At 45.4% G+C, this 11,895-nt stretch carries 12 protein-coding genes; 8 read left to right on the forward strand and 4 right to left on the reverse strand.

All coding sequences use genetic code 11. From position 1 onward, the window contains the following. Nucleotides 1–259: 259 nt before the first annotated feature. The 4 genes from OA79_RS17625 to OA79_RS17640 all read right to left on the reverse strand — a co-directional run bounded on the left by OA79_RS17625 (nt 260) and on the right by OA79_RS17640 (nt 5,673). Nucleotides 260–583 carry an STAS-like domain-containing protein gene (locus OA79_RS17625; RefSeq protein WP_063334531.1) on the reverse strand — a complete coding sequence of 108 codons (324 nt, stop codon included), beginning with the start codon at nt 581–583 and terminating at the stop codon, nt 260–262. A 12-nt stretch (nt 584–595) separates the two neighbouring features. Next, nucleotides 596–1,600 (reverse strand): hypothetical protein, encoded by a 1,005-nt coding sequence (locus OA79_RS17630; protein WP_063334532.1) that lies wholly within the window; start codon nt 1,598–1,600, stop codon nt 596–598. A 109-nt stretch (nt 1,601–1,709) separates the two neighbouring features. Then, nucleotides 1,710–4,445 carry a DNA polymerase I gene (gene polA, locus OA79_RS17635; RefSeq protein ID WP_063334541.1) on the reverse strand — a complete coding sequence of 912 codons (2,736 nt, stop codon included), beginning with the start codon at nt 4,443–4,445 and terminating at the stop codon, nt 1,710–1,712. Nucleotides 4,446–4,569: 124 nt separating this feature from the next. Continuing rightward, a complete protein-coding gene (locus tag OA79_RS17640) occupies nt 4,570–5,673 on the reverse strand; it encodes a GGDEF domain-containing protein (protein ID WP_082825525.1) in 1,104 nt (367 codons plus the stop codon). A gap of 227 nt (nt 5,674–5,900) precedes the next feature. Between OA79_RS17640 and OA79_RS17645 the strand changes: the two genes are divergently transcribed. From OA79_RS17645 to znuB, 8 genes are all read left to right on the forward strand, one after another. Next, nucleotides 5,901–6,860: a homoserine kinase gene (locus OA79_RS17645; protein WP_063334533.1), complete on the forward strand. Its 960-nt coding sequence runs from the start codon at nt 5,901–5,903 to the stop codon at nt 6,858–6,860. Further along, nucleotides 6,860–7,423: a DUF1007 family protein gene (locus OA79_RS17650; protein ID WP_063334534.1), complete on the forward strand. Its 564-nt coding sequence runs from the start codon at nt 6,860–6,862 to the stop codon at nt 7,421–7,423. Before OA79_RS17645 ends, OA79_RS17650 begins: the two co-directional genes overlap by 1 nt. A gap of 22 nt (nt 7,424–7,445) precedes the next feature. Then, a complete protein-coding gene (locus OA79_RS17655) occupies nt 7,446–8,078 on the forward strand; it encodes a LysE family translocator (protein ID WP_063334535.1) in 633 nt (210 codons plus the stop codon). A 34-nt stretch (nt 8,079–8,112) separates the two neighbouring features. Beyond that, entirely contained in the window at nt 8,113–8,727 is a 615-nt protein-coding gene (locus tag OA79_RS17660; protein ID WP_063334536.1) for a MarC family protein, read from the forward strand. Between the two features lie 95 nt (nt 8,728–8,822). Continuing rightward, the gene (locus OA79_RS17665) at nt 8,823–9,761 is read left to right on the forward strand and encodes a nickel/cobalt transporter (protein ID WP_063334537.1); all 939 of its coding nucleotides are present in this window, start codon (nt 8,823–8,825) and stop codon (nt 9,759–9,761) included. Continuing rightward, nucleotides 9,761–10,246: a Fur family transcriptional regulator gene (locus OA79_RS17670; RefSeq protein ID WP_063334538.1), complete on the forward strand. Its 486-nt coding sequence runs from the start codon at nt 9,761–9,763 to the stop codon at nt 10,244–10,246. The genes OA79_RS17665 and OA79_RS17670 overlap by 1 nt, the downstream gene beginning before the upstream one ends. Then, a complete protein-coding gene (znuC, locus tag OA79_RS17675; protein WP_063334539.1) occupies nt 10,243–11,010 on the forward strand; it encodes a zinc ABC transporter ATP-binding protein ZnuC in 768 nt (255 codons plus the stop codon). The genes OA79_RS17670 and znuC overlap by 4 nt, the downstream gene beginning before the upstream one ends. Nucleotides 11,011–11,056: 46 nt before the next feature. Beyond that, entirely contained in the window at nt 11,057–11,800 is a 744-nt protein-coding gene (gene znuB, locus OA79_RS17680; RefSeq protein WP_063334540.1) for a zinc ABC transporter permease subunit ZnuB, read from the forward strand. Nucleotides 11,801–11,895 lie beyond the last annotated feature (95 nt).

An 11,895-nucleotide genomic window follows, 5' to 3' on the forward strand; every position in this document is an offset into this window, starting at 1 on the left:
GCGAATCGCTTCCAACTTAAACTCTTTGGTATAGGTATTATAAGGTTTACGTTTTGTTGTCATAAGAACACTCCTAAAGGACTTATTGTCCCTGATTAAAAATGTCCGTTAAACTGTAGCAGGTTCACTCTGACCCCAATTGTTTAATGAGGGATAATGGGATCAGTGGGCATGATGGAAGGGGCAGATTCTTCTTATATACAGTTGATAAAAAAGCCCTTTAGGAAATCAAGGGCTTCGAAGAATTAAGCATTTTCGTTTATGCAGTTATCGCCTCAGAGTGCCACTTCATTGAATGTTTGCTCAGGCCTAGAGTTATCCCAGATTTAATTTCCGACTGTACCAGAGATGATGTATTAACAAATCTAATCTGAGTTAATGCCGATTTGCCTTCATTTATGATTAGGTTTCCGAAGAGTGCGTTACTAAAAGAGCTACTAAGTACGCGCACTCCCTCAAAATCAAATACTGTGGAATTTTTTTCCTGTAGTGAAGGTAAAACACAATCTTTCAAGAAAGTTAATGCTTTCGTACCGTCCCCGCAGACGATACCAAAGATCTCCTGCATTTTATAAGTTTTCATTTTGACACCCCACTATTCAAATAAGCTATCTAAGTCTTCTTGTTGAAATTCTTCATTGAGAGGTAATATTTCTCTTTTTATTTCTTCAAGTAATTCTCCAAAAGACTCTAGCTGGTCTCTATTGAATGATAAATGAACAAAAGTTCCAAGTGTTTTTTGTTTAATTTTAGTCGCTTTTGTAGAGGATACTAACCCATTTCCTGAAATAATTGTGTAGTTTCCACCTGCACGTTTAGCTAACATTGTGAGAAAGGTGAGGCCAACTCCAGCATTATCCGGCAAATCTCCATATGCCGATGCATTATTGTTAGAAGATGATAGTTTACTCGATACTTCACCTTCTAAAGCTAGCCTTATGGCGTCAACATCATTCTTGATTTGGGAAGAGTACCCAGATTTACTTTCAATGAAGCTATTTCTAATCCCAATTCCATCATCAAATATAGCTAATTTCGCCATTCCTTTCTTTTCATAGAACTGAGAAACAACGGCCCCTTTACCTTTAGAATGTTGCTGAATATTTTTAATTAGTTCACTTACTGAGTAAGCAATTGCTTCAAAGGCTCCCTCTTCGGGAGGCTGATCAGTAAAAAAAATGTCTTGAGTACTTGTCTCACCGATAACGGCTTCTGCAATCGCTTCACTTAAATTGTCAGCAAGACCAGACGCTTGGTTTTCAATTCGTGCTACCGGATGAAATCGACCTTTAGGGCTGTGACGATTGAAGTCCTCAGACATATTGATCCCAAGATAATTAAAGAAATCAATGCGTTGCAAATATCCACAACACTGAGAATGGGCAGTATTAATATCAATAGAAACTTCAACTCCCTGAGCTTGCCATTGAACAATTCGGCTAATTAAAAAGGTTAGAGGACCTATTTCAATAAAAGTTAGTTCATTCAGGTCTAATGCAATTGATTTGCATTTTGGCTGTTCAAGCAATTTATTTGCTAACGTCTCTAAATCTTTGTCAGTGACATAGCCTGGTATAACTATGTGTCCATCTGATTTCATTAATTTTTTCCTTAGTTAAAAATTTGACCAAAAGCAAGCACAACGTCAATGCTTACTTTCCTCTTTCCTCTTTCCTCTTTCCTCTTTCCTCTTTCCTCTTTCTTTTTAATTAATGCGCCTCATCCCAGTTATCCCCCACGCCTGCTTCAACCAATAAAGGCACGTCAATCTGGCTACTATTCTGCATGATGTCGACGATTTTTTCTTGTGCTGCGTCTAGGTCTTTTTCGGCGACTTCGAAGATGAGTTCATCGTGTACTTGCATGATCATTTTCACGTCTAGGTCGGTGTCAGCCAGCCAATCGTGCATCTTGATCATGGCGCGTTTGATGATGTCGGCGGCGGAGCCTTGCATCGGTGCGTTGATGGCGGTACGTTCGGCAGCTTGGCGCATCATGGCGTTTTTCGCTTTGAGGTCAGGCAAGTACAAACGACGGCCATAGATGGTTTCCACAAAGCCTTTTTCTTTGGCGTTTTCACGAGTGTTGTCCATGTAGGTGCGCACGCCAGGGTAACGTTCAAAGTAACGCTGTACGTATTTCTGCGCTTCTGGGCGGCCAATGCCAAGTTGTTTTGCTAAGCCGAAGGCGGACATGCCGTAAATCAAACCAAAGTTGATGGCTTTAGCACGGCGGCGTTGCTCTGTGGTGACGTCTTCAGGCGTGGTCTCAAATACTTCTGCAGCGGTGGCCCTGTGCACGTCGGCATTGTTCGCAAATGCGTCCAGCAAGCCTTTGTCCTGTGACAAGTGAGCCATAATGCGCAGTTCGATTTGCGAATAGTCGGCCGCGACCAGTTTGTAGCCTTGTGGTGCGACAAAGGCTTGGCGAATACGACGGCCTTCGGCGCTACGAATTGGAATGTTCTGTAAGTTCGGATCGGAAGAGGACAAACGCCCTGTAGCCGTTACCGCTTGATGATAGGAGGTATGAATGCGACCCGTTTTTTGGATCATTTCTGGCAGTTTGTCTGTGTAAGTCGACTTCAGTTTCGACAAACTACGGTGTTCCATGATGATGCGAGGCAGCTCATATTTTTCGGCCAGTTCTTGCAAAATCGGTTCCGCGGTGGAAGGTTGCCCTTTTGGTGTCTTCTTGATGATGGGCAATTCCAGCTTTTCAAACAAGATGACTTGTAACTGTTTCGGTGAGCTTAAGTTAAAGCTCTCCCCTGCTTCTTCATGGGCTTTGATTTCCAGTTCCTGCAGTTTGGCAGCGATTTCGCTGCTTTGCGCATGCAATAGTTCTGGGTCAATCAGTGCGCCGGTTTGCTCCATTTTTGCTAATACTGGCACCAGCGGGCATTCGATGTCGTTGAAAATGCTGATCAGTTCAGGCGTCTTTTCTAATTGTGGCCAAATAGCTTGATGCAAACGTAGCGTAATATCTGCGTCTTCAGCGGCATAAAAAGCCGCTTGCTCTAAGTCGATTTGATTGAAGGTCTTTTGCTTCGCGCCTTTGCCGGCAATGTCTTCGAAGCTGACGCATTTATGGTCGAGGAATTTCTCCGCTAAACTGCCCATGTCATGACGAGAGCTGACCGAGTTAAAGACGTAAGACTCCAACATGGTGTCGTAAACAATACCACGTAGGGTTATGCCGTAATTGTTCAGTACATTGGCGTCATATTTTAGATGCTGGCCTACTTTCGCTGCTGTTTCGTCTTCTAGCCAAGGTTTAAGCTGCGCTAATACCCAATCGCGATCCAGTTGCTCTGGCGCGCCTTCATAGTCGTGAGCCAGTGGGATGTAGGCGGCTTTGCCTGCTTCCAAAGAAAAAGACACACCCACCAGTTCCGCCACCATATAATTTAAGCTGGTGGTTTCCGTATCAAAGGCCACTAAGTCAGCTTGTTGGATTTGTTCAAACCAAGCCGTGAAGCTCGCTTGATCCAAGATGGTCCCGTATTGCACTTCAATATCAGATTTGCTGGCTGTGGCTTGTCCATCCAAGTTACCAACGGTGTCATCTGGGCCGTTCACGCTTGGCGCTTTGTCCAAATCTTTTATCCAGGTTTTGAATTCCAGCTTAGTGAACCATTCACGTAGCGTTGCTTTGTCGGCTTCGCCATTTTTCAATTCTTGTGGTTTGAAGGGCAGTTCCACGTCACATTTGATGGTCGCCAAGGTGTAAGACAGCTCAGCCATCTCTTTGTTGTCTTCCATTTTTTGCTTCATGGTTTTGGAACCACGGAAGCCCAAAGCGGCAATGTCGTCTAGACGTGTGTAAATCTCTTTGATGCTGCCTAAGCCTTGTAGCAAGGCTAAGGCGGTTTTTTCGCCAACGCCTGGTACGCCCGGAATATTATCAACTTTGTCGCCCATGAGAGCGAGATAATCGATGATGAGTTCGGGTGGAATGCCGAATTTGTCTTTGACACCTTGGATGTCCATGACGGTGTTGTTCATGGTGTTTACCAGCGTGACTCTCTCGGTGACCAGTTGTGCCATGTCTTTATCGCCTGTGGAGACAATGACGTCGCGTCCGGCCTCGCCCACTTGTTTGGCGATGGTGCCGATCACGTCGTCGGCTTCTACGCCATCGATGATAACGAGTGGCAAGCCCATGGCTTCGACCATGCGGTGAATCGGTTCGATTTGCGGGCGAAGATCGTCCGGCATGGGGGGGCGCTGTGCTTTGTATTCACTGTAGATTTCATCGCGGAAGGTTTTACCCTTGGCGTCGAAGATGATCACCATGGGGGAATCAGGATAGGTTTTGATGAGACTGCGGATCATACTGATCACACCGCGCGTGGCGTTGGTCGGGTGGCCGTCGCTGGTGTGCATCGGTGGAATCGCGTGGAAAGCTCGGTAAAGATAAGACGAGCCGTCTACCAAAATCATTGGGGGTGTTTGTTGTAATGAATCCGTAGCCAAAATGAAACCTCTATAAGAAATGGCAAAGTTGGCTCTATTCTAAGCGGTTGCGATTGTTTTTACATCAAAAGGCGAATTAATCTGTGCGTTGTTATTCTGCTGAAAGGGAAGGTTCTTCGGCTAGGGCGTCTGAGTATAAGACAACTTGGTCGCGGCCATTGGCTTTGGCAAAATACACGGCTTTGTCTGCTTCTTCGACCATGGCAATGAAGTGTTGAGCTTGGTCGACTTGAGAGACGCCAATGCTGGCAGTGACTTTTCCTATGTCTTTGTAAGGTTGTTGGCTAATAGTACTTCTAAATTTTTCGCCAATTGAGGACATGCTATCAGTACTGGGGTTGACGATGACGACAATAAATTCTTCGCCGCCCCAACGGGCTAGGCTGCAATCGTCGAAATAAGCGGTACGAAGACGCGAAGCAAATTCGACTAATACATGATCGCCCGTCGCATGGCCAAACCTATCATTGACACTTTTAAAGTGGTCAATATCGATGAGCAGTACACTTATATTAGTATTAGGGGCTAGGTCGTTTAACCAACTCTTTAAGCCTCGTCTATTATAAACATCCGTTAAAAAGTCTCGGTCAGCCTCTTGTCTGGAATGTTGTAAATCCACGTTGATTTTATCCATATGGCTTCTGACACTACGTTGATAAGGGATAATAAGCAGTATCAATAAGCTGGCTGGACCGAATAGAAACAAGAGATCATAGCCACGGGGGGTTTGCAATTCTTCTGGGTGTGTTGCTAAAAGCAGTAATACTGGGACCGCGTTCAGAGTCCAGGTCAAAATGACGAACTTATTGAGCTTCTCGGGTAGCATTAGCATAATCAGTGTCGTGGTTAAAATGACCATGCCGGAAATAGGTGGAAACATTTCAATAAACAGCCACTCACTTTGCCAAGCCCCGATCGTGAAATATAAGGTATTTGGTACGGAGGTGAGCAGCAGAATGGCGCCATATGCATTAATCACTTGGCTAATTCTTTTTCTGGGGTTTTTATACAAATAAGCAAAAAGTATTAGGTGAAGTAGAGCGATAATACCGGGTTGAAAGGCATGAAGCACAAATGGTGTCGAATAAATATTGAATAAAACAGTATAAATGACGCCACTCAAGATAGTCACAGTCAGCAGTCGATAGGTGGCTGGAATCAAAATTTTTGCTTGGTCATTTCTGTCGTTTATCAAAATCAGATGCCTTACTTGCTTTGTTATGCACAAAGTATACACATTCTGGGGTCAGGTTTCGTTGTCTCTTTGTGAAAAATTGTCCTTGTTCTTTGGTATTACGTAATGGAAAAAGGTGTAATAAACGACGTATTTCCACGGAACGAATTGACCTTTCCTTGCTTATTGTGGAGCATAGGCGTTTTCTTATTCGCGTCATCGTATTGATAATAAATAGGTAGTACAACTTGGCTGTTTACACATCCCTTTCTGAATCTGACATGCGGGCCTTAGTGGCTGATTATTATTTAGGCGAGCTGGTCTCATTCCAAGGCATTTCTGGTGGCGTTGAGAATACAAATTACTTTTTAACCACCACCACTGGGAAGTATGTTTTAACCTTATTTGAGGAATTTGAGTACGATGAAGTGCCGTATTTTTTGGATGTGGTCGCGCATTTGAAACACAAAGGATTTAATGTGCCTGCGGCACTAATTGATATTCACGGTGAACGCTTGAGAATGGTTAAAGAGCGTCCGGCGATTATTGTGGATTGCTTTCCGGGTGAGGGTTTGGAACAAACCTCCGTCGAGAGTTGTCGTCAAATGGGCGCAGCCTTGGCCAAATTGCACCTAGCTGGCGAGGATTTTTCAGATCATCGGGAAAGTCACCGAGGCATGGCTTGGTGGCATGCCACCAGCGAAGCGATTTTACCTGAGTTGGAGCCACAACAAGCGGCGTTACTGACCTCACAAATTGCTGAATTTGATGCCTTTATCGCCGAACATGATGATTTACCGAAAACCACCATTCATGGGGATTTGTTTTTTAACAACACTTTGTTTGACGGCGATGCATTATCAGCCATTATCGATTTTTACAATGCGTGTTATTCATGGGTTATGTATGATTTAGCCATTGTTGTAAATGATTGGTGTTCAGACACTGAGACCGGTGAGTTGGATATGGCTAAGTATCGCGCATTGTTAAAGGCCTATCTTTACGAGAGAGAACCAAGTGCTGATGAGATCAAAGCTTGGCCCTATATGTTGCGAATTGCGGCCGTGCGGTTTTGGCTTTCTCGTTTAGAAGCGTGGCACGGTGCGAAGGATGATCCTGAACGTCTTGCTCAACAACATGACCCGCGTGAGTTACAGCGTATTTTAGAAGCTAGGTTACGTTATACACCAGCCTTGATGGAGTTCTGATGTTTCGATTTATTCTTGCTGCCATTTTAGGTTTGACGACCTTGCAAGCCTTGGCTCATCCGCATGTTTGGGTGGATTCTCAATATCGTGTCAAAGTGGACGCGACCAGTATTGATCAATTAGAAGCGACTTGGAGTTTGGACTTATTTACTTCTACAAGCTTGATTGCTGAATATGATATTGACGCCAATGGTGAGCTAGAAGGGCAAGAGAAGCTCGATATGCTGGAAGTGCTTAAGAGCTTTGAAACTTATGGTTACTTCATCAAAATGAAGCGTGATGGTGCAGACTTTGTGCCTGATGAAGTGCAGGTCATGGATGTGCGTATACGTGATCAAATGTTATGGATTCGCATGGCCATACATTTGCCTGAAGCGGTGAACTTGGAAACGTCGACTTTGAGTTTAGCGTTTGGCGATGATGAGTTGTATTTTGCTATGGAGCCTGTGGAAGAAGGTTTGGTTCGTTTGACGGGGCGTTACGCCGAAATTTGTACGCCTGCGGAACGCGAAGCCGAAGAAACGTCTGTTGCCTTCTGGGTTGATTTAACCTGCAAACCTTAATCATGTCTTTGGAATAACGTCTATGTTAGAGCACTTTCAATGGTTACCTTTCTTATTGGCCATTAGCGTATTAACCATGAGTCCTGGTGTCGATACTATCCTAGTGATGCGTAATGCTGCGTTGGGTGGCTGGCGTTTAGGCTTTCTTACCAGCTTGGGTATTTGCATGGGGTTGTTCGCCCATGCCACTGTGTCTGCGCTAGGTTTGTCGGTGATATTGCTTGGCTCAGCCGGTTTGTTCACGGCGTTTAAATTGCTGGGTGCGGCCTATCTTGTTTATCTCGGCGTTCAGGCCCTCCGTAGTGCGGCGAATCCTGTTGGCTTGAGTTTTAGCACCAAGGGTAACCAGTCGGTCAATGCTTGGGGAAGTTTCCGTCAAGGCATCTTATCCAATGTGTTGAACCCGAAACCCATTATTTTTTACATGGCATTTTTACCGCAGTTTATTGATCCAACCCATTCCGCCTTGGCTCAATCTCTGTTTATGGCTTCCCTTCACTTTATCATAGCGATGGTGTGGCAAATGTTTCTTGCGTTGATGATTCATAAAGCGCGAGTTTGGCTGGCGCGACCAAAAGTGGCGCAAGTTATGGATGGCTTAACTGGTGTATTACTGGTGAGCTTTGGTGTAAAACTCGCATTAAGCCAACGCTAATCGTGTGGTGTAATGCTTTTTGGTAAGGCGATCGATGAGTCTACTCATTTCTACTTGGATTAAGTTCTTTTTCCTGTTTGCCCCTTTTTTTGTGCTATCGATGTTTCTTGCATTAACACGCGGCGAAACGGCGGCCTCCCGCAAACAAGTTGCTAACAAGGCGATTATTGCGGCGGTTGTCATTGCCTTGGTGTTACTGTTTTTTGGTAGCAGCTTGTTTGCCGTGCTGGGCATAACCTTGGATTCGTTTCGAATTGGTTCCGGCATTTTGTTGTTTATGTCGGCGTTGAGTTTGGTGCGTGACGGTACGCGAAATCATGCCGTGGGCATGCCCAGCGAAGAGCGTGACGATGTTTCTGTTGTGCCGCTTGCTGTGCCGACCATTATTGGTCCGGCCACCATAGGGACCATCTTGGTGTATGGTGCTGAGCTGCAAGGATGGGATTTGGTGATCGGCATTTGTGGCTTGTTGTTGGCGCTTGGTTCGTTGGCAGTGATTTTGTATTCCGGTTCCTTGATCGAGAAAATGCTTGGCCGTACTGGTTTAAATGTCCTATCTAAAATCACCGGTCTGATCTTAGCGGCAATGGCTGCACAGATTTTCATGAGTGGTGTGACGGGCTTTTTGACGCCCCTGCTATCTCAATAAAGTCACATAATGTGGTGATTTTGCGCAACGACTTCTCCTGAGGTTAGACTTGTTATACCATAACAAAATCAGTCTAACCTTTAGTGAGTGCCAGTATGGCGAAGAATGTGGTCATCGTCTTTTTATCTTTCTTCTGTTTTATCTCACCTTTGTATGCAGCGGATTTCTCCCTGTATCAGGATTTTATTCAGTGGGTTATTTCACAACAGGCGAATTTTCACCGTGAATTGGTGTCATTAGTGCGCGCCATAAGTAAAGGTGGCAGCCTTGCTTTGTTGTGGAGTTTGGTCTCAGTAAGCTTTTTATACGGTGTGTTTCATGCGGCGGGCCCAGGGCATGGCAAAGCGGTCATTTCATCCTATATGTTAGCCAGTCGCGCTTCTATGCGAAAAGGCATTGTTATTGCCTTTTTATGTGCTGCCGTACAAGGCTTCATGGCAGTTGCTTTGATTCTGGTATTAGGGCAGATCTTTTCCTTAGCGGGACGCGCTATGCAGATTTCTCGCTTTTTTGAGATCGCCAGTTTTGCGGCGGTTGGCTTAATTGGTGTGTGGATTTTATCGCGCTTATTGCGTGGTAAATCTGGCTGTGGTCATGATCATTCAAAAGACCATCTTCACCACGACCACGACCACGACCACGACCACGACCACGGTCATCATGCGTGCTGTGACCAGCATGATGAAACGGAAAGTAAAGTGGCGAAGCGAGGAGTCTGGGCGATGATTTTAGCGGTTGGCATTCGTCCTTGCACCGGCGCTGTTTTGGTGCTGCTTTTCTCAATGAGTGCTGGGATTTTTCAGTGGGGCTTAGCGGCCACCTTTGCGATGTCTTTGGGGACTGCGATCACGGTGTCAGGACTTGCTGCGGTGAGTGTATTGGTTCGAGACACCGGTTTTATGTTGAGCCGTGGGCAAAGTGTTTGGCGGCAACGAGTGTCAAGGGGCTTTGGTTTTGCAGCTGCCTTGGCGTTGATTCTCATTAGTAGCTCAATGATTTGGAGTTATTTGAGCAATGCGAGCAGGGCATTTTGATGAGCGAAGAAAACGCACATAACCATAATGATTGTATCGATACGGCCTTGGCCACGGCTGAGACCTTATGTTTGGCGCAAGGGCAACGACTCACGAAAGTTCGTCGTCGTGCTTTAGAGCTGATTTGGGAAAGTCATCGTCCATTAGGTGCTTATCAGTTGTTGGCGAAGTTGGCGGAAGAAGGGTTTAACTCTGCGCCACCAACGGTTTATCGAGCATTGGATTTTTTATTGAATGCTGGACTGATTCACAAAGTGGAATCGATGAATGCGTATTTGGGTTGCGCGCATGCCGATAAAGAACACAAAGGCTATTTTTTGATATGCGATGAATGTCACAACGTGATGGAGTTTGATTACCAAGACATACACGCTTCCTTGGTTGCTAAAGCCGCTCAACATGGTTTTGAATTAAGATCGGAAACCATTGAGTTAACAGGCTTATGTGCTGATTGTCGTGGTATGGCTGCAGAGGTTCGAGCATGAGTAAGTGTTTGGTTGAGTTTGATAAAATCGGCATCGCATTTGATGGACGAGCGCTCTTAGACAGCATCAATATGACCATCCATGAAGGGGAAATCGTGACCTTGATTGGCCCCAATGGCAGTGGTAAAAGTACGCTGATCCGCACTTTATTAGGGTTACAGACGGCGACAACAGGTCGTGTTATTCGTCATGAAAGCTTACGAATTGGCTATATGCCGCAGAAATTGCATGTTGATCCGACCTTGCCTCTCACGGTGAAGCACTTTCTTGCCTTAGTGCGTGGGGTAAATAAAAAAGCCATCGAGCCAACGTTGAACAAACTGGGTATTGCTCATTTACTGAATTCTCAGGTTCATGTGTTGTCTGGTGGCGAGACCCAACGCGTATTATTGGCGCGAGCTTTGTTGAATCGACCGAATTTATTGGTGTTGGATGAGCCTGTGCAAGGCGTCGATGTGAATGGCCAGGTCGAGCTTTACAACTTGATTGAAGGCATTCGTGATGAGCTTGGCTGTGGTGTGTTGATGGTGTCTCATGACCTTCATTTGGTGATGGCGAAAACCGATACCGTCGTCTGTATTAATCAGCACGTGTGTTGTTCTGGTTCGCCACAGCATGTGACTGGACATCCTGCTTATCAGGCTTTGTTTGGTGTGCCTGGTGCCGATGAGTCCATTGCTATTTATTCTCACCAGCATGACCACGTACACGATGAGCATGGGGATATTCTTGCGCAAGACGAGCACACACATTGCCATCATTAATAACTGAACGAACAGTGCTTCCTGTCGATTGGAGAGATAAAAAAACATGCTAGATCTTTTATTTAGAGCCTTGATCGGAGGCTTAGGTGTGGCTTCGGTCGCCGGTCCTCTTGGGGCGTTTGTGGTGTGGCGTCGCATGGCTTACTTTGGCGACACTCTGGCGCACTCTGCTTTGCTAGGCGTGGCACTTGGTTTGCTTTTGGAGATCAACCTTAATCTCGCCATTATTGTGTTGTGTGTGGGGCTTGCCGCGGTCTTGGTGACCTTGCAGAAAAAGCACATTATTGCCACGGACACCTTATTGGGTATCTTGGCGCACTCCTCTTTATCACTTGGCTTAGTTGCCGTGAGCTTTTTAGACGATGTTCGCATTGATTTAATGGCGTATTTATTTGGTGATTTACTGGCCATTAGTCAGCTGGATGTGTATTGGATTTATGCTGGTGGTTTGGCAGTGATTGCTTTGTTGGTGGTCTTTTGGAAGCCTTTGTTGGCGGTGACGGTAAACGAAGAGCTGGCGAAAGTAGAAGGTTATCCTGTCGAATCCATCCGTTTACTATTAATGCTATTAGTGGCCTTAGTGATTGCGGTCGCCATGAAAATCGTTGGTGTTCTTTTGATTACGTCATTGATGATTATTCCCGCTGCGACGGCAAGAAAACTGTCGAAAACACCAGTGCAAATGGCCTTTATTGCCAGTGTTATTGGTTGTCTCGCTGTGTGTGGTGGACTTTGGAGCTCATATCGTTGGGACACACTGAACCTGCTACAGTTTAACGGACATTTTTAATCAGGGACAATAAGTCCTTTAGGAGTGTTCTTATGACAACAAAACGTAAACCTTATAATACCTATACCAAAGAGTTTAAGTTGGAAGCGATTCGC

The organism is Marinomonas sp. TW1 (assembly GCF_001625355.1).
GTDB lineage: Bacteria > Pseudomonadota > Gammaproteobacteria > Pseudomonadales > Marinomonadaceae > Marinomonas.

Excerpts from the sequence above, each read along its gene's own strand:
- OA79_RS17625 (WP_063334531.1), bottom strand. The coding sequence starts at position 583 with ATGAAAACTTATAAAATGCAGGAGATCTTTGGTATCGTCTGCGGGGAC.
- polA (WP_063334541.1), bottom strand. The coding sequence starts at position 4,445 with ATGATTTTGGTAGACGGCTCGTCTTATCTTTACCGAGCTTTCCACGCG.
- OA79_RS17665 (WP_063334537.1), top strand. The coding sequence starts at position 8,823 with ATGGCGAAGAATGTGGTCATCGTCTTTTTATCTTTCTTCTGTTTTATC.
- OA79_RS17670 (WP_063334538.1), top strand. The coding sequence starts at position 9,761 with ATGAGCGAAGAAAACGCACATAACCATAATGATTGTATCGATACGGCC.
- OA79_RS17630 (WP_063334532.1), bottom strand. The coding sequence starts at position 1,600 with ATGAAATCAGATGGACACATAGTTATACCAGGCTATGTCACTGACAAA.
- znuB (WP_063334540.1), top strand. The coding sequence starts at position 11,057 with ATGCTAGATCTTTTATTTAGAGCCTTGATCGGAGGCTTAGGTGTGGCT.
- znuC (WP_063334539.1), top strand. The coding sequence starts at position 10,243 with ATGAGTAAGTGTTTGGTTGAGTTTGATAAAATCGGCATCGCATTTGAT.
- OA79_RS17655 (WP_063334535.1), top strand. The coding sequence starts at position 7,446 with ATGTTAGAGCACTTTCAATGGTTACCTTTCTTATTGGCCATTAGCGTA.
- OA79_RS17650 (WP_063334534.1), top strand. The coding sequence starts at position 6,860 with ATGTTTCGATTTATTCTTGCTGCCATTTTAGGTTTGACGACCTTGCAA.
- OA79_RS17660 (WP_063334536.1), top strand. The coding sequence starts at position 8,113 with ATGAGTCTACTCATTTCTACTTGGATTAAGTTCTTTTTCCTGTTTGCC.